This window comes from Mesorhizobium mediterraneum, from assembly GCF_002284565.1.
In the GTDB taxonomy this organism is placed as follows: domain Bacteria; phylum Pseudomonadota; class Alphaproteobacteria; order Rhizobiales; family Rhizobiaceae; genus Mesorhizobium; species Mesorhizobium mediterraneum.
Genome location: NZ_NPKI01000001.1, coordinates 45,952 through 65,914 on the forward strand (window position 1 = coordinate 45,952; position 19,963 = coordinate 65,914).

At 63.0% G+C, this 19,963-nt stretch carries 15 protein-coding genes, 3 pseudogenes and 1 riboswitch; of the genes and pseudogenes, 6 read left to right on the plus strand and 12 right to left on the minus strand.

The window, feature by feature from the left end:
- Positions 1–276: 276 nt before the first annotated feature.
- Positions 277–672: a thermonuclease family protein gene (locus CIT25_RS00255; RefSeq protein WP_245329715.1), complete on the plus strand. Its 396-nt coding sequence runs from the start codon at positions 277–279 to the stop codon at positions 670–672.
- Between the two features lie 84 nt (positions 673–756).
- Complete coding sequence (locus CIT25_RS00260) at positions 757–1,017, plus strand: WGR domain-containing protein (protein ID WP_095482585.1); 261 nt, start codon at positions 757–759, stop codon at positions 1,015–1,017.
- Between the two features lie 101 nt (positions 1,018–1,118).
- Here the strand turns inward: CIT25_RS00260 and CIT25_RS00265 are convergent, their stop codons facing one another.
- Complete coding sequence (locus tag CIT25_RS00265; protein WP_095482586.1) at positions 1,119–2,045, minus strand: DUF4037 domain-containing protein; 927 nt, start codon at positions 2,043–2,045, stop codon at positions 1,119–1,121.
- Between the two features lie 301 nt (positions 2,046–2,346).
- Here CIT25_RS00265 and CIT25_RS00270 point away from each other — a divergent pair, with 301 nt between their 5' ends.
- Positions 2,347–2,616: a DNA -binding domain-containing protein gene (locus CIT25_RS00270; RefSeq protein ID WP_095482587.1), complete on the plus strand. Its 270-nt coding sequence runs from the start codon at positions 2,347–2,349 to the stop codon at positions 2,614–2,616.
- Positions 2,617–2,889: 273 nt separating this feature from the next.
- Here the strand turns inward: CIT25_RS00270 and CIT25_RS00275 are convergent.
- The 4 genes and pseudogenes from CIT25_RS00275 to CIT25_RS00290 form a co-directional block, all read right to left on the minus strand.
- A pseudogene (locus CIT25_RS00275) lies at positions 2,890–3,366 on the minus strand (MFS transporter); the annotation flags it as partial.
- A gap of 167 nt (positions 3,367–3,533) precedes the next feature.
- Positions 3,534–3,845, minus strand: coding sequence for a DUF736 domain-containing protein (locus tag CIT25_RS00280; RefSeq protein ID WP_095482589.1), 312 nt, complete (start codon positions 3,843–3,845; stop codon positions 3,534–3,536).
- 659 nt (positions 3,846–4,504) lie between these two features.
- The gene (locus tag CIT25_RS00285; protein WP_095482590.1) at positions 4,505–5,368 is read right to left on the minus strand and encodes an adenine nucleotide alpha hydrolase family protein; all 864 of its coding nucleotides are present in this window, start codon (positions 5,366–5,368) and stop codon (positions 4,505–4,507) included.
- Complete coding sequence (locus CIT25_RS00290) at positions 5,368–6,294, minus strand: ArdC family protein (RefSeq protein WP_095482613.1); 927 nt, start codon at positions 6,292–6,294, stop codon at positions 5,368–5,370. Before CIT25_RS00290 ends, CIT25_RS00285 begins: the two co-directional genes overlap by 1 nt.
- A gap of 319 nt (positions 6,295–6,613) precedes the next feature.
- Between CIT25_RS00290 and CIT25_RS00295 the strand changes: the two genes are divergently transcribed.
- Positions 6,614–7,828: an MFS transporter gene (locus CIT25_RS00295; protein WP_245329709.1), complete on the plus strand. Its 1,215-nt coding sequence runs from the start codon at positions 6,614–6,616 to the stop codon at positions 7,826–7,828.
- A gap of 63 nt (positions 7,829–7,891) precedes the next feature.
- Here CIT25_RS00295 and CIT25_RS00300 read toward each other — a convergent pair whose 3' ends face one another.
- Complete coding sequence (locus tag CIT25_RS00300) at positions 7,892–8,479, minus strand: hypothetical protein (RefSeq protein ID WP_095482591.1); 588 nt, start codon at positions 8,477–8,479, stop codon at positions 7,892–7,894.
- 500 nt (positions 8,480–8,979) lie between these two features.
- Between CIT25_RS00300 and CIT25_RS00310 the strand changes: the two are divergent.
- A pseudogene (locus CIT25_RS00310) lies at positions 8,980–9,279 on the plus strand (PhnA domain-containing protein).
- A gap of 13 nt (positions 9,280–9,292) precedes the next feature.
- Here CIT25_RS00310 and CIT25_RS00315 read toward each other — a convergent pair.
- The 5 genes from CIT25_RS00315 to CIT25_RS00335 form a co-directional block, all read right to left on the minus strand.
- On the minus strand, positions 9,293–9,616 hold the full coding sequence (locus CIT25_RS00315; protein WP_095482593.1) for a hypothetical protein: 324 nt from the start codon (positions 9,614–9,616) through the stop codon (positions 9,293–9,295).
- Positions 9,616–10,500, minus strand: a complete 885-nt coding sequence (locus tag CIT25_RS00320; RefSeq protein ID WP_095482594.1) for a DUF7007 domain-containing protein — start codon at positions 10,498–10,500, stop codon at positions 9,616–9,618. The genes CIT25_RS00315 and CIT25_RS00320 overlap by 1 nt, the downstream gene beginning before the upstream one ends.
- Positions 10,497–10,973: a hypothetical protein gene (locus CIT25_RS00325; protein WP_095482595.1), complete on the minus strand. Its 477-nt coding sequence runs from the start codon at positions 10,971–10,973 to the stop codon at positions 10,497–10,499. Before CIT25_RS00325 ends, CIT25_RS00320 begins: the two co-directional genes overlap by 4 nt.
- A 93-nt stretch (positions 10,974–11,066) precedes the next feature.
- Positions 11,067–12,779, minus strand: a complete 1,713-nt coding sequence (locus tag CIT25_RS00330) for a ParB N-terminal domain-containing protein (protein WP_095482596.1) — start codon at positions 12,777–12,779, stop codon at positions 11,067–11,069.
- A gap of 282 nt (positions 12,780–13,061) precedes the next feature.
- The gene (locus CIT25_RS00335; RefSeq protein WP_095482597.1) at positions 13,062–13,400 is read right to left on the minus strand and encodes a hypothetical protein; all 339 of its coding nucleotides are present in this window, start codon (positions 13,398–13,400) and stop codon (positions 13,062–13,064) included.
- A 2-nt stretch (positions 13,401–13,402) separates the two neighbouring features.
- On the opposite strand from CIT25_RS00335, the gene CIT25_RS36075 reads away from it, so the two are divergent.
- A complete protein-coding gene (locus tag CIT25_RS36075; RefSeq protein ID WP_095482598.1) occupies positions 13,403–13,636 on the plus strand; it encodes a hypothetical protein in 234 nt (77 codons plus the stop codon).
- A 281-nt stretch (positions 13,637–13,917) separates the two neighbouring features.
- A riboswitch (SAM-I-IV-variant riboswitch) is annotated at positions 13,918–14,024 on the plus strand.
- A 764-nt stretch (positions 14,025–14,788) separates the two neighbouring features.
- Here CIT25_RS36075 and CIT25_RS00350 read toward each other — a convergent pair.
- A pseudogene (locus CIT25_RS00350) lies at positions 14,789–19,904 on the minus strand (helicase-related protein).
- Positions 19,905–19,963: the final 59 nt, after the last annotated feature.

Here is a 19,963-nt window from a genome sequence, read left to right on the forward strand (position 1 = left end):
GGGAAGTTGAACGATGCCCGTAAAGACCATCGAAACCGTATCCTGCGAAAACCTCGGAAGCCAAGCAGGGAGGCATGCCCTCTGAAAACCGTCGTCAGACTCCGGCAGAAGAAAAGACTGCGATTCGGGCAGCCGAAGACGCCGCGCGGGAAACAGTCCGTCTATCGGAGGAAATCGTCGCGTCGGAAAATCGGATCGGCGATTGCGAAGTTGGTCGTCGGCGCACTCGTCGCGGCGGCGGCATTTGGCGCTTACCAGCTCAGCCAAGCGGGCGGGATCGAGGGTGTGGCGGCCCTAGTCTCGGCGCCGCGACAGGACTTGCTTTCGGCTTCGTTTCCGATTTGCGGCGATGGTCCCCGCGTGACCTGCGTGGTGGATGGCGACACGTTCTGGCATCAGGGTGTGAAGATCAGGATTGCCGATATCGACACGCCGGAGCTGAGCCCGCCCCGTTGCGAGGCAGAGCGGGTACAGGGCGAGACGGCCAAGCGCAGGTTGCGGGAATTGCTGAATGCAGGAAAGTTCTCATTGGTGGCCGGCTGGCGTGACGAGGATCGACATGGGCGAAAGCTGCGAACCGTGACCAGGAACGGGCGATCGATCGGCGAGACATTGATCGCAGAGGGCCTTGCACGCCGGTGGGACGGCGGCCGGCGGAACTGGTGCGACTGACGCATCAGCAGCGTGAATCGGTCGGCAGGGATCGATTCAGGAAAGTCGTTGGACGGCGCTTCCGAAGGGAGCGAGAGTCGCGCCATGTCGAGCAAGGAAACGGGACCCGTGCATCTGCGCCGCATCGACCCGACACAAAACATGCGGCGCTTCTATGTGCTGGCGATCCAGCCAACGCTGTTCGGAGGCGCTTCGGTCATCCGCAACTGGGGCCGCATCGGAACGAACGGCCAGTCGATGGTGCAGACATTCGATCAGTCGGAAGAGGCGGACAGCGCACTGGTCCGCCTCGAGCGGAGCAAGAGGCGAAGGGGCTACCGCGATGCCCAGCCGCCGGAAGCCTGAGGACTATTTGCGCCCATTTGGCAGCACATGCCGTGAACCACGCGATCGAGCCCGAAGCGGACCAAGCCGTTCGGGCAAGATTAGATCAATGCTTGCGTTGGTTACTTGAGTTCCGCCTTTAAATCCAGCAAGGCAGTTACCGCTGCTCTCGAGAATTTCGGGACGGCGAGAACGAAATTGCTGCTGATGAACTGGTCGGCCGCCCCAAATTCCGGCAGTTCTCGCAATTCATCATCCGCTATGGCAGATCGAAGCGCATTGCCGATCTGCAGGGAATCGACAAACCGGAACGGTCGGTTGTGAAGCGACCCGACAGATGGAGCAATCGCGCAGGGCACGCCTCTTGCCATTTGCAGCTCGGCGATGAACCAGCAAGCGTCGAAGAGTCCGGCTTCACGCTTCGGCCAGTCCGGAGCTGACAGGATTTGCTCGAGAGTCTCCCTGAGTTCGGGTGCGCAGGGCAATCGGGCAAAGGCGGCGCCAAACCATTTGGGATAGGGCGCATAGCGGCGCTCGACCAGCATGGCGAGCCGCATGATATTTCCGACCATGCGCGCGGCGATTACGCGGGAGCCAATCTCGTCACCGGCATTCCCGGTTCGACCGATATAGGCGCGTTCCTCGGCGACGCGTCCCCACTGGGCCGCGAGCTTGTAAAGCCACACAGGTGGGAAGTAGCAAAGGCGATCCCTAAGAGCACTTAGTTCGCCGATCTCGTCTCGAAACACCGCACCAGCCGTCACGGTCAAAAACAATTGCTCGGGATAGGAAAGCCAATCGTGCGTGGTGATGTCAGCTGTAAACTGCCTCCCGAGAAAGCGATCGCACCAAGCCGACAATGTATATAGTTCAACGCCGTGTTCTGATCCCAGCAGACCTTCTCGGGCATCTGCAGCGGACGGACGGACATTGGTGGGGTAGCGAACTGACCAGCCGTCGAATCTATCGGGCAAGCTGAGGTCCAGGATCCGCATTATCTCCCGGGCTGTCTCGGAAAATTCCGCTTCGGGTGAAAGATCTGCACGCATGGACCGTAGTCGTGGTCTGCGGACATATCAGTGCGGTAGCCAAGCACTTCTGACCCGAGGCCAATCCTGGCCGCCGCATGGGGCAGTTTGGGAAAATGCTGTTGGAGAATAGGTGCAACGAGGCTTTCGTAGAACCGTTGCGACAAGCCAATGCCAACGCCATGAATCATCGATGAACTCGCAGATATCGGTCCAGCCCAGAGCGAGCCTCGGCGAACAAGGAAGAGCACAGGGGGTTCATTCTCATTCAGCCCTGTGGCACCTTTGCTCACCCGGCAATGCACCGCTTCACGATAAGACCATGCCCGAGATACCCCCTTACGAAGACAGCCCCCCGAATGTCGACGCGATAACCGATTACGACTGGCGCCACAGGATCACTTATCTGCGCCTCTTCGACGCAGCGCGGGACGGGGCCGCCTGGCGGGAGGCTGTCGAGATCATTTTTGGGTTCGATGTCGATGCCCACCCGGAACGCGCCAAACGCATCTATGATAGCCATTTGGCCCGCGCGCGCTGGATGAGCGAAGTTGGTTATCGGTATCTGGTCCAAGGCCGATTTGTGCAGTGACGATAATTGCGGGGAGGCAGCGATTTTCACACGGGCATGGGAGGGGGCCGCAGCCCTTGTTCCTCCGACGGGATCAGACCGGCCGCCGCTTCAACGGTCGAATTGAAGTCAATCGTTGCAAATTTGATGAAGGCCGATGAGTGGACGCCTCGTCCAGAGGGTGATGAAAAGCGGTGGCCCGCTGCCGCCCTTGTCTGGCCGCAACGCGTTTCGCAGGCTTGCCCGATCAGCGATCAGCGTCCCATGATGGCGAGCAGCGCCGCCTGCGAGACGTCAACCGCGATCGAGCATGATGACCGGCATGAGGCTGATGGCGACAGCATCAACCATCGACGCGATGAAGAGAAAGCCGAAGGCCAAGGGAAAGGCTGCGATCGCGGGCAGGATGTGGCGCGCCGATCCCGGCGCGACCGCGCGGCTCACCCGCCGTTTCTCCGCGGCGAAAGGGATCAGCGCCATCAGCGCTATCGCGGCGCAGCCGAGGAGAAGCGCGGCGGGACGGTCGGGCATCAGCGCGATCAGAGCCGGACCGAACACGAAACCAAGGGCGCTGGCAGCGGTGTAGACCCCCGTGATCCGGCCGCGCCGCTCTGGCGCTGCGGCAGTGTTCAGCGCCGTTTCGGCGACGATGAACATGAGACCCGCACCGCAGCCCAGAACCAGGCGCGCCGCAAAGAGCGGCCAGAAGTCGCGCAGGAAGGCCAGCGCAATGAGCGCCGCCGCCAACAGCCCCACGCCTAGCAGCCCAACCGGCGGCCGAGGCGTGGCAGCAGGACCACGCCGGTCATGAGGCCTCCCGTCGGGGCCAGATGGTCATCTCGGATGCAGGCGGCGAGATTTCTTGCTCCTTCTGCCTGCCGGCGCCCGCTCGGAAAGGCCGAAGGCCCCGCCTTGCGGCGGAGCCCTCGTCGAGGCGATCAGTCCCGGTTGGGGCGAGACCAGATCAGCTGCAGGCCTTCCTCGCCCTCCACCTCGATCAGGGTGGCGTAGATCGGAGCGGGGAAGCTCGGGTCGTCCAGCTTGACCGAGAGGTAGTCGCGCTCGGTTTCCCTGGAGACCTTCTGCCAGGCCGCACCCAGCTCGACATTGCCCGAGAAGATGCGGAAGTGCGGGCCCTTGTCGGAGGGGCTCTCGATGCGAACCAGCTTGGCCTTGACGTTGAGGTTGAGCGTCTTGATCGTGCCCGCAAAACCGTTGCCCGAGGAAGTGAAGGTGCCGATGGTAGCCATGATGTCGTCTCCGTGAGTTTCTCGGGCCGCGACCATCGCGACCTCGATGGCGGTCGACAGACCGGAGGCGATCGGCCCGCACCCCGCAGGGGACGCAACGCAGTGGAGGGCAGCCAGGGCGAGGCTTTCTTGTTCCGCGCGGAATGGCGGCGTAGCCGTCAGGGGAAGAAAGTCGCGACCGGCTGTTGCGGGTTTGAGAACGAGGCGTAGCGAAGCGAAGACGGCCTTCGGTCAGACCAGCCACATCGAGGACGCAGGTGGTGCGCCCTTCCATGAAACCGCGGCCAGACGACAGGCGAACCCGGCATGATCACCACAACCGTAGCCACGGTGAGGCGCCATCAAAAACCCCTCCCCGTCAGGCGCGATCGCATAACGACAGACCGTCCAACCGGAAAGGGACGCCACCGCCGCCTCCTATCCGGTCAAAGGACGACCGGCCGAATGGCGAAAGTCCGGGTCCGGCGTCCGCCCCTTCAAGATGGATGGCCGCTACACGGTCATGGAAATACCCATCTAGGCTGGACGTCGGCACGGGCCGGCTGATCTGACCCGGCCCGCCGGGCTACTACCGGAACTGACCGGTGCCACGGCGGCCGCTTCGGCCGGCTACGGGGCGCCGGTGTGCTGAAGCCACCGACGCGTGCCAGGCGGGACCATTACAGACCGCACATGCCCTCGCATTCATTCGGCCAGAGGTCGAGCTGGCCGTGGTCGGCCGCTGTAGACAAATCGGCTTCATCGAGGGGAACGCCGGAGCGATGCAGGAAGACCTCGCCGCGTATGCCACGCAGGCCGGTGCGGATCGCCCGATCCACCTCCACCGCATCGTCCCATGCCGCCCGGTCGTTGTTCCGCATGGATCGCCACATGGCGTCACTGTGGAAGGGGCAGCCGATGCACGCGCTCTTCGGCGGTTTCGGATAGCCATGGCTTTTCAGCCAAGCGAGACAGTCCTTTCGGGTCATGCGGCTCTCGATGAGGGGAAAGCGGTTGAGTTGCCACGCTGCCCGGCTCGGCTTCATGCGCACCACCTCGTCCATCGAGATGCCCAGCCACTGGTGAACGACGGGATATGTCGGGGAGCGTTTGCGCGTGAGACCAGCCAGTTCCCGCACCTTGCGGCGGATCGGTTCGATCTTGCTGGTGGTGGTGCATTGTCGCCGTATCATGCCGATCGAGACATTGCCGCGGCGGTCGACGGTGCGGGTGAAAGCCGGGATCGACGCCCATCTCTTGCCGTTGCCAGCAGCAATCAGGCTCTCCCGAAGATTGCGGGCCGACACGATATGCACCGGGAACGGCAGGACGTCCGGCGACATCAGCCAGCGAAGATGCTCGTAGACTGCGGCAGGCTCCCAGCCGGTATCGGCGAAGATCGCACAATCCAACGGGCCGAAATGCCCATGGGCGGCCATCAGCGCGAGCGTGGTGGACTGGACCCCTGCCCCGAGGCTGAGCACACGAAGGCGGATGGGGGATGGCTCCACGCCACCCCCGGCAACGATTGGAGAATGGAACATCACGCAGCCTCCGTGATCTGTGTCGCATTCGGTTGGAGATCATGCAGATAGTTGACCGCACGCTGGGCATGGGCCGCCGCGGCAAAGATGAATCGCTTCTCGTTCCTGAGGATTTCGAGCCAGCTTGCCAGGTAGCTGGCATGGTCAGGCCGCGGCTCGAGCTCTGGCACGATGCCGAGGTCAGCTGCTAAAAAGCAGCCGCCGAGGTCGGCCACGAGCTCTTCGTGGGCCCGGAACTCGCGATCCTTGTGGTAACGGGAGAGGTTGCGATCAAGCCGCTTTTCCGACCCGACCCAATGGGTCATTTCGTGTCCGAGGGTCGCATAGTAGCCGGGCCTGTCGCGGAAACTCTCGAACGGCGGCATTTGCACAATATCGAGAGCCGGATTGAAATACGCCTTGTCGCCACCGTGGCGGATGACGGCCCCGGTATTTGCGAAGAAGGCATCCGCATGTTCGATCCGCTCCACCGGATCGGACACCGGCGCGGGATTGCCGTAGTACTGCGCGGGCAAGCCGTCGATCTGGTCGGCACAAAACACCGTATAGGCCTTGAGGAACGGGACCCCGCGCTCGACCTCTTCGCCATAGGCATCGGTTTCGGTGCGCACGATGCGGCTGGCATAGACAACCATCGATCCGGTCTCGCCTTTGCGGACATGACCGCCCAGCTCGACGCTCTGCTTGAACGTCATCCAGGTCGGGGAAACAAAACCCCTCGAAACCGCCTCCGACCAGAGAAGCAGGGTATTGATCCCCTGATACGGCAGTCCATTGTGGCGCAGCGGGCGCGTGATACGCCCCGTGGTGTTCGCCGCGCTCCACGGCTTCACCCACGGACGCACGCCCTTTTCCAGCTCCGCGACGATGCGGTCGGTGATCTTCGCGTAGATATCGACGCGGGATTTGTTGCTCTTCCTGTCCATTTTCCGGACCTCCATTCGAGGCCGCGCCAATCGCGGCCGTCACGAGGTCCGACAGCGCAGGACCGCAGGCCCGCGAACCCGCAGAAGAGCAATCGGAAGGAAGGGACACGTCGCTTGAGGGCCGCAACGTTAGTGGAGGACGGCGAAGCCGTTTCGCGGAACGAGGACCGGAGCAGGACCAACATTCGTGACTGACCGCGGTTGGCACGGCCGCATCAGGTGGTCTGCCTGCTTTTTCTCATTTATTGCTTTTAGGCCCAGGGGGCCTGCTACCGAATCGGGTGCCGGGCGCAGCAATGTTGATCAGGCTGGATACCGCGTGAGAGCTTTTGAACGACCGCTATTCATTGCATTTTCGTCCGCTTCTTTCTTTATCGTGGGTGTCGGAATCGTTCTGCCTGCCTGGATAGCTTTCCATGGTGGCGGCTCTCGGCTGGTGGGACTGGTGCTGCTTTCATCCAGTGTGGCGGGTCTGTTGCTTGCGCCGGTCGCGGGTCATCTGGTCGATCGGCACGATCGGCGGACCGTCACGGTGGCAGGGCAGATGATCAGGGCCTTGGGGCTGTTCCTTCTCGCTGCCACCGGAATTGTCGCAGAATCTCTGTCGCCAGTGCTTCTCATCGTTTCCGGCGTATTGGGAGCCTTCGGGTTCGCGCTTTTGGCGGGATCGCTGAGTGGCATTTTGCAGGCGATTGTCCCAGAAGCCCAGCGCATGGGATTCGCCCTTCGGCTCTCCCTCTTTAACCAGGCTGGCATAGCGATCGGAACAGGTGCTGCCGGACTTGCCATCGACAGGCTCGGCAGTCCCATGTCTGCCCTGTTGTTCGCACTGGTGGCGCTGGCCTGTCTTCCCATGCTGAAGATGATCACGTCGCATGCCGGCAATGTTCAATCGTCGCAGCGGCTCAGCCTCATTCCCGCTTCGAGGCAGGCCCTGAGCTATTTGCTCAACAATCCATACAGCCTCTCGGCGGCGGTAACTGTCGGCCTGGCCTTTGCCGTGATCCAGATCACCAATCTGCTCCTTCCAGGTTTTGTGACCCGATCACTCAGCGGAGACAGCGAACTGTTCGGACTGCTCGAGATGACAGCCGCTGTCGCTGGGATGGTCGCATTGGCGGTTGTCGGCATTCCATCAATTGCCGAACGCCTCCGAAACCTTACGCCCACAATCCTGATTGCGGCGGGCGCCTCCCTGATTCTGTTCTCCCTGGCTACAAGTCCGGCAGTCGCCGTGGTTCTTTATTGCGTGGCCGGCATGCTCTGGAACGTGGCCCGAGCGGCAGCCAATGGCCATCTTCTGACAGTCGTGGACACCACGATGATCGGCCGCGTGCAAGCCGCAAGCCTTCACGACCCTGCTTACGAGTGGGTTTGGCCTTGCCATATATCTGCTGCCGACAATGGTGCCCGGAGCCTCCGAGGCAACCCTCTACATGGCGTGCGGCTCCGCCATTGCGGTCTGCGTTGGCGGCTTGTCCCTGTGGAGCAAAGCTCAAGAGCCGCGCTAATCCTGGGACTTGCTACGTTATGAGTTTATCGCAAAACCCGCCGTACGAAGAAGGCCGGGCGGAGCCGAAGCTCCGCCCGGTGGCAGTTAGCCCAGAGCCGCCATCTGCAGATCGGCCGCCTGCCGGCTGACGCCCTGGCCGGGGTTCTCGACCTGTCGCTCGTAGGGCCTCCAGCTCTCGCCGACGATGTGCTCGTAGGCGGCGACGGCGCCCTCGGCCGCCATGCGCAACGCGTGGGCTTGAAGGCCCATGTCGGCGGCGAACTCGCGTTTGCGCTGTGCCTTGCTGTCGAAACCGACAGGACCGTCGAGGTCCTCGTCGCGGGTGTCGTTGGCAAGCCTGGCTGTGGCGTCCTTGGCCTCGGTGACGGCCTTCGAGTAGAACTGGCCTGCTCCATAGGCGGAGCCGACGTAGGAGCCGACGATCCTCTGCAGGTGGATCTGCATCGCCTTGTCGGAAAGTCCCTCGGAAAGTGTGTCGGCGCCATCGATCAGGCTGCGCTCGTGGAATTCGCGGATGCCGTCGCTGTCGAGGACGGGGAGGCCGAAGCTTTCGGAGATGAGCGTGGCCTGATGGCCGTCCGGGCAGCAGAGCCGGACCATTTCGAGTGTCGTGCCCTTGCGGAGCTGGACGACGCGGGCCTTGGTCCTGGTGGAGCGGGTCGAACTGGACATTGAGCTTTCCTTTCTAGCGATGCCCTTCAGGTGATCCGGCCCTTGCCGGTCTTCCCTGCGGGTGCGGTCGAAAGGAACCGGCGGAAGCTGGACGCTTCAGGGTCCGGGACCTGCCAGGCGAGCGAGGTCGGCTTGCGGAAAAGCGGGGGGCCAGTCCTTCACTGGTCCCTGCGCAGGCCGCGGGCCTGCCTTGCCGAGATCGGCGGGTTCCGGCCGCTCCGCGGCGCGATAGCGGCCTTGAAGGGGCCAGCCGCCGGTTCAGACCGCGGCAAACCCGCCGGAAAGACCGGCCAGGGATGAATTCGGACATTGGCATGCGGGAGGAAATCAACTGTTTGATTCCCGCCGCCACACGATCCGCCTCCCGCCAGGCTGCGCGAGGGACGGCGTTGAACTTCGGCTCCTGCCGGTATCGGAGTGCGCCGGTCCGCTGCTGCGGATCAGATCTTCGGCCTGCTCCCACGTCGAACTGACAACGCACTGTATTTAATGCCGCGGCAATGACAGATCAGAACGACGACTACGTCTATGATGAGCGACAGGGGAATGGCGACCAGCGTCGGAGATGGCTGCCATTGCAGCTTCTGCCGGAAGCATCGAAGTGCGCCGGCAAGGTGCTGGACGACGGCGCCTCCGTCGCCCTCATCAAGGACCTCAAGGTCAAAGGCGCTGGGCAGAGCCTGAAGCAGGGCACGGTGATCAAGTCGATCCGCCTCACCGACAATCCCGACGAAATCGACTGCCGGCATGACGCGATCAAGGGGCTGGTGTTGCGAACCGAATTCGTACGCAGGCGCTGAGCAGGCCGCAGTATCAGGCGCGCCTCAGGTCCGGTGGCAGTCTTGCACGCAGCACCTCGATTGCAGCGTCCTGCCTTGCCAGTTTGCGCGATAGCGCATCGATCTCGTGCTGCCTTTCCTGTGTGATCGCGGCAAGGTTCGATCGATACCGTTCCAGAAATGTCCTGGCATCGGCAGGCTTTAGGCGTCGGTGGCCGGTACGCTGGGGCTTGAGCTGCGGAATAATCGCCGTCATCCGCCTTATGATCTGCCGGTCGATCATATCAAGCTGGCGCTGTGTCTGGCGCCGTGCCTCCTCCATGCGAAAGAGCTGCGCGCGGCGATCGGGGACAGACATTATGTGTCCCTCCCCTGCCAATCCATGAAGCTCGATGGCCCGCCACAGACACGATGGCGCGCAACATCGATGAAGAATCCAAAGCGGCCGACATGGTATTGGTCAGTCGGAACGAGAAAGCGACGTTCCTCCGTGCCCGGTCCACGCTTGCCGCCGGGGGTCGCGATAACCTCGGTGGAACCGGCCTGGTGCTCGCAACGGATCGCCGACACCACGACCCAGTCATCGGTATGCTTCTCGAAAAATGCCCGCTCGTCGTTTTTCGCGGATTGGCCGGGTTCGAGCACCCTCCCGTGGATCGCCTCCCAGGCCTCCGGATACCAGTCGCGGATCGTCTTTTCCGCACACGCCTTCTCGAAGTCCGTGAAGAGCTGCGGAAAGGCTTGGGCGACGGCCGCCCAATGGCAGTCCTCTTCATACCAGCCGCCATCGGCACGGAGCATGTCATGGACTTTGCGATTTCGTTCCGCCGAAAGATGGAACCCGCCATGGCCTGCAGTTGAGTGAGCCACGACGCCCTCGGCATAGACGGTCGCTCCCTGCGACGTTCCCCATGGCGTGTGGGCGCGGGAATGGATTTCGCGACGGCCGAGCGCGACGCGCTGCTGCTGGTGGAGAGCGTTCTCTTCGACATGCGCGCGAAACGCCGCCTCGTCGGCAAGCTCGCCGGCATGGCCGTAGAAATCGCTGCGCGTCCATTCGGCCATGGGCCGGCGGATACGCCACCCCGTGACAAAATAGTACCGCCCGTTCCGGGCCGGAACCATGGCGAACGCCGTTTCACCGACAAGCGCAACGGGATAACCGTTGGCGCTGCGGCCAAAACAAACCCCCGGATTACCGGGGGCCTCGTCGTCTCGTATTCGGGGAGTGGCCGCGCTCATGCCGCCGCCCTCCCCTCGACGGTATCCGCGGCCACGGCGTCGGCCGTCACCTCTTGCAGAACAGCTCGCGGATAGCCGTGCTGCGTCAGCCATTCCTCGGCATCAGCACGATGGCTGGCGAGATAGACCAGTTCGGCGTCTTCGCCGTCGCGGTCGAGCACCAGGACCGAGCCGATAGCGGGCGGCTCCTTGACCGCGAAGTTGAGATCGCTGTTCACCGAAAAGCTTTGGTGAACGCGCAGGACGATGGTGCCCTGACTGCCGTAGTCACCCTTGTGCAGGGTAATGGACGCCGGCAGCGTGGTGTTGCCGACGCGGGTTTCAGCCTGCTTGCGGATAAGCCGGCCGCCGCTGTTGCGGTTCTCCCAGGCGGCGAGCTTCTTGCGATGCCGCTCGGGCGGGCGTGGTGTTCCATCGCGATAAGTTACGATCGAACCGAGTGGAACGAGGTCATAGATCAATTGAGCCGACATGATGGGTCTCCGGTGTTTGGGGTGAATACGAAACCGCCGCCGGTGAGGTCACCGGCGGCGGTAATGCGATCGGAAGGAAGAAGGCGCGCGCTGCTACTCGGCGGCCTCGCGGAAGCCTTCAGCGTCATCGTCGCCGGCATAGTCGTGCGGCGGCTCGACGATCGCATCGCCGTCGAGCTCGTCCTGGTCCGCCGGCGTGCCGTCGTCCTCAGGCTGTTGCCTGGCCTCGTTCATCTTCAGCCAGGAGGTCAGCTTTTCCGGGGTGGGCGCAAACAGCGCCGACGGGTGGACGAAGCGGCCTTCCTTGAAATGCTCGACCAGGGCCGCACGGGTGTCCTTGACCTTTTGACGGGGCAGGACGGATGTATCCGCGCAGGCGGCTTCCAATGCCTGCCGCGACAGGCATGACAGGAAGTCCTCCGTCCCCATGTTGGCTAAGAAGTTGTCGGCGACGATGATGTCGCCGGCGACACGAGCGACAACGCCGCTGTCCGAGCGATTCTCCCTGCAGGACAGAACATCGATCAGCAAGGACCGCACGGCAATGCGCAGCGTGTCCATCTCGAACGCGAGCCTGCCCTCCTGGTCGAACAGGCGCGCGGCATGTTCGCCGAGGCCTGCGGCCCCGTAACAGGAGATGTCGCGGGCACCAGATGCAACTGTCACATTCTGGCCGGCGAAGGCGAGAACGAGCAGCGCCATCAGCGTGTCGTCCTCGATCGGTGCGCGCGACAGCGCCTCGTGCAGCGCGTCGGTACGCAGGTCGCCGATCATCTCTATGTCTTTGCGCGTCACGTCCGGACGCGGCTTTGCCGCAACGACGATATCATCGCCATCGGCCTCAACATCCGCGCCATTCCTGCCCTTGGGGTTTTTGGCCGCCGGCATGCGGTACGCGACCGACTGCACCTTGCCGTCGCGGTCGAGATACATGGCGGTGTGATCGGACTTCGACGGCTTACCGTACACACGCTCCGCCTTGGGCGGCAGCTTCGGCTCGCCCCACTGACCTGCTTCCACGATCACGCCGCGCTTGGGCAGAGTGTTTGCCATCCACTCCTGCTGAGCGCCAAGGAAGGCCTCGACATCCGTCGTATAGCGGCTGTCCTCGTCGGCCGGAGCGAACAGGTCCTCGCCCCAGGCAATGCCGTAGGCCTGAGCGAGATCGTCACCGAAGCTGGCGTCCCGCGCGTACATGCGGCGCTTCGTCAGGCCCTGCGCCACGCTCCACCACGACACCTGGGGATCGGTCTTGGACGGCTTGTGCTTCTTCCAGACCTCCTTCTGCTCATCAAGCGAAGCCGACGCGATGGTGCGCAACTGTTGCTCGTTGGGCATGTCGCCCTTGGCCATCTGGTCCAACATGGCCGGCAGAACGTTGGCGAGCAGGCGGAGCTTCCTGATCTGGCGGACGGGAAGCGCTAAAGCGAGGGCGATCGCTTCCTCGGTCCAGCCGAGCGCGACCAGCCGCTCAATCGCGCGCCATTGGTCGACAGGATTGAGCTGCTCATGCGCCAGCGTCTCGGCCAGCGACCGCATTGCACCACCATCCGCGGCGCGCTCGATCACCAGCACGGCGATTTCTTCCAAACCCGCGGCAATCGCCTGCCTCACACGACGATGTCCGGCATCAATGACATAGCCGTTGCCGCCATCCGCTTCCGGCGCCACGACAGGTGACTGCACGATGCCGACGGCGCGAATGGTAGCCAGCAGCAGCGCGTCGGCCTGCGGGCTGGATTTCGAGCGTCGCGCCTTGTCCGGGTTATCCTTCAGCGCACGCGGATCGACAAACTTCAGTTCCATGGAGATGCTCCTTCAACGGGTTTGCGGACACCGCCGTTCGCGGGTCCTTCCTCGTCTTCTTCCCGAAGACGTCCCCCGGGCCGCGGAGCGGACGGGCCGGTGCAACTGCGGCCGAGCATCCCTGCCGGGCAGATCAAGCGGGGCTCTTGAGCCCTGCGCAGAGCGATCGGCCGGGATCGCGAGCGGCGCGGTTGAGCGCCAGCGTCAGCGGCCCGCCCGATCTGCGAGCGGGCCATTCTTACCCCTTTCCTCTTTGCTTCTTTCCTCCCCAGAGGATGGGAGCTAGAACCGAGCGGTGCGGCGACGCGGCCGCCGCCGGCGCCAAGCCGGCACAGAGGAATACCGACGCGCCTCGATCATCGCCTGCACACGCGCTGCTCGAAAACGGGCATCGAGCGTGCGGACGATCTTTTGGGCTGCAACGATCTGCGGTCTGGTGCGTGCCGCAAGGACGAGACGCTGCCGGTCCAGAGCGACAATGACGGCATGCCCGTCGGCGCGTCCCGGCATTAATCCCCACAACAGGCGCCGCTCGACGCCAGTGCGGGGCCGGATCGGGTCCGTGTCGGCAAAATCGAAGAACACCGGGACAGCGCTATCGAGCCAGTCTCGCGGAAGCACTCGTGGGGAACCGGCGTTGCGTCGCGCTGGGCCTGTCCCTCGACATCCAGCGCGAGCGACTTCTCCACCTCCGCGAGCTGTCGTCTCTTCTCGGCAAGCTCGCCGACGAAGGCGAACTCACCGCCGTCGCGGGAGCGGTAGGACGCAAGACGACATTCGGCATCGGCGAGATCCGGCACATTGACAATCTCTTGGTTGGCGTCTGGCTCCCTCGACTTGAACAAGGCATCCTGTAGACAGCCGAGTTGTCGGCCGAAGCGTCCAGGACCTCCGAAAGGTTGCTCACTGCGGTCTGAAATGATGCGAGAAGACGAGCGAAATTTCGCGTCCTGTTAAATCCGTCCACACCGGCCTAGGCGCGCTAAGCCGTTGATTCAGTGACGCCTGAACTGGTGCAACGGCCGACCGTTTTGAGAAGTAGAACGAGTTTGCGACAAGGCCGCAAATGAGCCAGAGGGTGAAGGTTCTCTGCAAATTACCTAAAGCTTGCAAACAACTAAAGGCCACGCTAAACAATCGCCGACATCAAGAGTTGGACTGACGTCCAACGCCAACCTGCTGACCGAGCAAGGTGGCGCTTCCGCCAGGAAGGATGTGGCCGAACCGGCAACCAAACGGATCCCGCCACGCGTCAGTCTGCTCACATGCTTGGAGTAGAGTGATGCAAGGGGATAGTAAGTCCGATCCGCCACTGGTGACCCAATCCTGTGACGAGATTCACTATGTGGGCTCCTGTTACTGGAAAAAGCGGTTTGGCCGATCAGAGTGGTCTAACATATATGTTGTCGCTCATCGCCAGCCGCAGCCTGAGCACGATAAGCAAAAGGCCAGTTGGACGCATGTTTACAGGATTGTTGAAGACATCCGGATGGGGCGATCGCTCGTTTATCTTGAGGCTGTGTTGCAGGGCGACTGCATGATCCGGGGCTTAGCTGCGGCCAAACAACTCATCGAAATTTTCAGCAATGCAGCTCGGCTAGACGAAGACCTGCGACGATCGACCAGAATTGAGCGGACTGCGTAAGTGGCTCAACAATTTGTCACGGCACAAGATCCATAACTTGTGTCAGCCTGATTGCGGTTGCAGGTCCGAAATCGCTGCTCACGATCCGCAAAATCCTTGCTCCCGATGCGGTGAAATCTGTGCTCACGATCGTCTGAAACCCGCAAGGTGGCGCAAGCGACCTATGTGCTGCGCCGCCGGCACAGCTTGACGGCTCAGGATCAGCAGCATGTTTTCGTCAACCGTTACGCTCAGCCTCTGCCCCACGACGGCGTGGCCTACATCCTGGCCAAAGCGCCTTAGCATAACCCGAGATCGGCCGAGGTTGGCTCAAAAAGATCCGAATTCTTCACGGACGACGAAAGCTCTCTGCAGCCTTAAGTCTTCAGGTGGGGCGAAGCGACACCGGGTATACTGCCTTGCGCTGGGCCTGTCCCTCGACATCCAGCGCGAGCGACTTCTCCACCTCCGCGAGCTGCCGGCGCTTCTCAGCCAGTTCACCGGAGAATCCGAACTCGCCGCCCTCACGCGAGCGATAGGAGGTGAGCCGGCGCTCGGCATCCTCAAGACGCTGGCGATATCGTTCCTGCTCGTCCTCGAAGCCGGCCAAGGCATGCTCGAGCCGGGCGATGGCGCCAAGCGGCGAGGTGGTGACGGGGAGCTCGATTTCATAATCGGCGCCGGTGCGCATCAGCATGATGGCATAGCGGTAGCCGTCCTTGCCGAACCGCTCGCCGGAATATTCGAAATCGAACCCGCCGATGGAGGCGACAGTGGTTTCGCCTTGCTGCTGAAGCTGCACGAGAGTCAGGATTTCCTTCATCAGCGCACGACCGGCGAGTTTGCGCTCGGTGAACGCGTCGCCCCCGACCACCATGCTGAACCGATCGCCGGTCGTCGGCACGAGGCGCTCGATATCCTTCCCGACCTCGCCGAGGCGCCGGGTCGAGTATTCGATATCGCGCTCGGCATCGCGGATCTGCCGTCGAACGGCGTGCTCATCATCAATGTGGGCCGCGCGAAGGCGCTCCAGACGGGCAATGTCTGCCTCCAGACCCCGCCTTCTGCATCAGACGCGGATCGCCCGAGGCGATCGCCTTGGCCATCGCGAACTGGTTGGCCTGCCCCTCACCCATATCCTCCAACCGCCGGATGGACGTGTCTCCGGAAAGTGCGGCCGCGATGAACCGGGCCTTGCGCTCGTTGTTCTGCCACATCTGGGCGTCCATCGATCCTTCGGTGGCGTAGGCGAAGATATCGATGACATCGTGCTGGTTGCCCTGCCGCAGTATACGGCCTTCGCGCTGCTCGATCTGGGAAGGAAGCCACGGCACGTCGAGATGATGCAGCGCCTTGAGGCGGAGCTGCGCGTTGACGCCGGTGCCCATCGTGTCGGAGGAGCCGATCAGGAACCGGACCTTGCCGGCCCGCACATCACCGAACAGGCGCTGCTTGGCTTCCGCCTTCTTGAACTCCTGCATGACGGCAATTTCCGATGCCGGAACGCCCCTGCGGACCAGTTCATCCCTGATCCAACGATAGGCTGAGAAGCCGCGGCTTTTCTCGACACTGATCGTGCCGAGATCGGAGAAGATCATCTGCGCTGCGCCCGGAAGCTCGAACGGCTTGCCGTCGGCGCGGACATAGCTGCTTTGCGCTGTTTCCTGCCAGATACGGTAGGCATTGCCGATCAGGTCGTTGAGCTTGTTATCCGGCTCATTGTCATTGTCGGGATCGACCAGGCGCAGGTCGATCGCGGCGTGCCGGCCATCGGTGATGACCGAGAGCAGGATGTCGTCACCAGCCTCTGCCGGACGTTCGCGTTCCTCGATGGCCTTGATGCGGGCGTCGAGCACCATCTGGTAGCGCTTGAAGGCCGCAGACGGCTTAGCGGTGATGATCTGACGTGCGCCGGTCGAAAGCGCCGGCACTTTCACATATTCGCGAAGATCTTCCGGCAGCACCACATCCGCGAAGGAGCGGAACATTGCGATCAGCTCCGGCACGTTGACGAAGGTGGCGAAGCGCGTCACCGGCTTGTATTTTCCGGATGGCTGCAATTCGAGTTCGGTCGTGACGTCGCCGAAGGTCGAAGCCCAGGCGTCGAACTCGTGCAGGCCGCGCTGAAGCAGCGCCTCGTAACCGAGATAGCGCTGCACCGAGAACATCTCGCCAAGCGTATTGGTGATGGGCGTGCCGGAAGCCAGCACGAGCGCCCGGCCCGGATTCTTCCGGTCCACGAACCGGGACTTCACATAAAGGTCCCAGGCCCGCTGGGAGCCGTTCGGATCGACGCCCTTGAGCGTGGACATGTTGGTGGCGAAGCTGAGTTTCCTGAACTCCTGGGCTTCATCGACGATGATCTGGTCGACGCCGATCTCGGAGATGGTCAGCAGGTCGTCCTTACGGGTCGCCAGGGCTTCCAGCCGTTCCCTGAGCCCCTCCTTCAGCCGCTCGAGGCGCTTGCGCGAGACGCGGTCGTCGCTCTCGACCTTGGTCAGCAGCATCTCGTAGAGCTCGAGCTCGTCCTGGATCATCTGTTGCTCGAAGGCCGACGGCACGCCGATGAAGCGGAAGGCGCTGTGCGTGATGATGATCGCGTCCCAGGCGGCGGTCGCCGCCCGTGACAGGAAGCGATGCCGCTTGTCCTTGGAAAAATTCGTCTCATCGGCCACGAGGATTCGTGCGGTCGGATAAAGCGCCAGAAATTCGCGAGCCGCCTGTGCAAGGCAATGGCCGGGAACGACCAGCATGGCCTTGGCGATCAGGCCAAGCCGGCGCTGCTCCATGACGGCCGCGGCAATCGTCATGGTCTTGCCGGCGCCGACGGCATGGGCAAGGTAAGTCGAGCCGGCCGAGACGATGCGCCAGATGCCGCGCTTTTGGTGCCCATAAAGAGAAAAGGCGCCGGAGGCGCCTGGAAGTTGCAGGTGATCCCCGTTGAATCTTCGGGGGGCGATGTTGTTGAAGCGGTCATTATAGACCCGCGCCAGCCGGTCGGTCTGGTCGGGATCGGACCAGATCCAGGTCTGGAAAGCGGTCTTGATCTTCTGCAGCTTTTCCTTGGCGGCTTCCGTATCTACAACATTGAGCACGCGCTTTTCAGCATGGCCCTCCTTCACCGTGTCGAAGATCTGCGGCACCCTGCTGTTCAGCGCGTCGGCTATGAGCTCGCCGGCATGACGGCGATCGGTGCCCCATTCGGACGTGCCGGCCGCCATCCATGCCAACTGGCGTGCCTCGACGGTCCACGACGCCAGCTCCGGCATGTGGTGGATCCTGATCTCGGCACCCATCGTCTGCTTGACGAAGGCGGCAACATCGGCGGCGGGTATCCATGGCGCGCCGAGACGCGCGGTGATATCCGAGGGACGAAGATCGGCCGGCTGCACGCCCTGCAGCGCCGTGACGTTGCGCTCATAGGCGAAATCGAGGGCGGCTGCGGCTTCCGCGACCTTCAACTTGTCGCGGACCTGACCGGAGAGATAGGCGTCGGCCGTTTGCCACGAACCGGTCTCCGGATCGCGGTAGATGGCGTCACCCAGCTCGCCAATGACGTCATCGACATCCTCATGCAGCAATTCGGCGATGTGATCGATGTCAATATGGCCGCGTTCGTTGAGCACGACGGCAAGCGCATCGGAGGCCGATGTGATGATGGGTGCTGCGGGCGGCGCGATGACGCGCTCGGTGAAAATCGGACCCGGCCGGGCGGTATTGGTTTCGATATCGTAGTCTTCGATAGAAGCGACCAGCCAGCAATCGGGATCATCGAGGCAGGGTTGCAGGTTGGGGCGGCGATGTGTTTCGCGCACTTCGCCGATTTCGGCATCCCCACTCACCGACATGGTAGTGAAGTTGATGGGCCCGAAGTCGCGCACAAAATTCGACCAGGCGATGCGCAGCTTGACTTGGGCCGGCTTCCACGGCCGGTTGAGCTCCTGTGCCTTCAGGACTTCACGCACGGCATCACGGATGGGGATGAATTTGCGGATGATACGCGCGTGCTTTTCGGGGATGCCTTCGGCGGTGCGGCCCTTGCGGATGGTGATGCTCACTGCAGCGCCATCGATCATCTGCGCAAGGGCGGTATTTTTCGCGACGAAGAAACTGCCCTCGCGCACTCCGGCGCCTTCCGGCAGGGCATCCACGACATCGGCACTGTCATCGGCGTCATGATCAATCTCGTCCGGCTCGCCGTCATAAATGGCTTGCGGAAGGAGGGAGATCGCAGCCGTGAGCGCCCGCTCCAGATGGACACCGGGATGAGGCAGGCAGGAATAGGCCTCGCCGTAAGGCCCCGAGATAGTGGCATGCGTGCCGAGCACGAAATCCGGGTGGCGCGCGAACCAGCGGTTGACGCGGATCGCGCCTTCACCCTCCGTCGCCTGGCGGAGTTCCTCGATGTCGAGCCAGGACAAATCACTTTCGGACTCGGTGACCTTGCGCTTGCGGAAAAACAGTACGTCGACCACGACGTCCGTGCCGGCGTCGGCCCGGAAGCTGCCTTCGGGCAGGCGGATGGCGGCGATCAGGTCCGCCGTTTTGGCGATATGCTCACGCGCAGAGGAATCCGCCTTGTCCAAAGTGCCGGAGCTGGTGACGAAGGCGGCGAAAGCGCCCGGCTTCAACAGGTCGACGGACCGGGCGATGAAATAATCGCGCAGGCGCAGGCCGAGCGAGCGATAGGCCCAGTCGGAGCGAATGGTGCGATCGGAAAATGGCGGATTACCGATGGCAAGATCGAAGCTCGCCGGCAGCTCCGTGCGGGCGAAATCGCCAGTGACGATACGCGCGCGCGGCTGCAACAGCCTTGCGATGCGTGCCGTGACCGGATCGAGTTCGATCCCGGTGACGTGTGACACAACGCGTAGCGCTTCGGGCATCAGCGCCGGAAACAGGCCCGTGCCGATGCCGGGCTCGAGCACACGGCCGCCGCGCCAGCCGAGCCGCTGCAGGCCTGACCACATCGCGCGGACGATGAACTCCGGCGTGAAGTGGGCATACTGGGTGCAGCGGGTGAGCGAGGCGTAGTCGATCTCGCCGACGGTATCCTCCAGAGAAGAGCCGATCTCGTCCCAGCCTTTGCGGAAGTCGACCTCGCCGGGGCGGCGGAAGACGCCATTGGCAAGGTCGGACGCGCCGAAGCCGGTGAAGCGGATCAGCCTCTCCTGCTCCCCGAGCGTGGCCGGGCGCTCGTCCGCTTCGATCTCGGCGGCGAGCCGGATCGCCGCGATGTTGCCGCGCGCCCGCTCCTTCCAGCCCCGCGCCAGGCCACGGCTACCAGCGAGATGGAAGTTCGACCCGCGCGCCCGGCAGGCGGTCGATGGTCGCCGCACGATTGCCGCGCTCGGCAGCGCGGGCGCCGGCGACGACGGATCGGGATCGTCGTCACCGTCGGGCTCGACAGCGTCGCCAAAGGCCGTCACGCCGAGGCCGAGGCCGGAGGAAAGCGCGGTGTTGCCGAAAAGATCGATGGTGAAAGGATCGTCATGCGACATGTCTGGATCTCCTGAATGAGGGCGCACGTCGCCGTTCCGCTGGAAGGCTCCAGCCGGCC

Excerpts from the sequence above, each read along its gene's own strand:
- CIT25_RS00290 (WP_095482613.1), bottom strand. The coding sequence starts at position 6,294 with ATGGACAGGAAGAGCAACAAATCCCGCGTCGATATCTACGCGAAGATC.
- CIT25_RS00265 (WP_095482586.1), bottom strand. The coding sequence starts at position 2,045 with ATGCGTGCAGATCTTTCACCCGAAGCGGAATTTTCCGAGACAGCCCGG.
- CIT25_RS00285 (WP_095482590.1), bottom strand. The coding sequence starts at position 5,368 with ATGTTCCATTCTCCAATCGTTGCCGGGGGTGGCGTGGAGCCATCCCCC.
- CIT25_RS00325 (WP_095482595.1), bottom strand. The coding sequence starts at position 10,973 with ATGTCGGCTCAATTGATCTATGACCTCGTTCCACTCGGTTCGATCGTA.
- CIT25_RS00315 (WP_095482593.1), bottom strand. The coding sequence starts at position 9,616 with ATGTCTGTCCCCGATCGCCGCGCGCAGCTCTTTCGCATGGAGGAGGCA.
- CIT25_RS00330 (WP_095482596.1), bottom strand. The coding sequence starts at position 12,779 with ATGGAACTGAAGTTTGTCGATCCGCGTGCGCTGAAGGATAACCCGGAC.
- CIT25_RS00260 (WP_095482585.1), top strand. The coding sequence starts at position 757 with ATGTCGAGCAAGGAAACGGGACCCGTGCATCTGCGCCGCATCGACCCG.
- CIT25_RS00280 (WP_095482589.1), bottom strand. The coding sequence starts at position 3,845 with ATGGCTACCATCGGCACCTTCACTTCCTCGGGCAACGGTTTTGCGGGC.
- CIT25_RS00300 (WP_095482591.1), bottom strand. The coding sequence starts at position 8,479 with ATGTCCAGTTCGACCCGCTCCACCAGGACCAAGGCCCGCGTCGTCCAG.
- CIT25_RS00320 (WP_095482594.1), bottom strand. The coding sequence starts at position 10,500 with ATGAGCGCGGCCACTCCCCGAATACGAGACGACGAGGCCCCCGGTAAT.
- CIT25_RS00270 (WP_095482587.1), top strand. The coding sequence starts at position 2,347 with ATGCCCGAGATACCCCCTTACGAAGACAGCCCCCCGAATGTCGACGCG.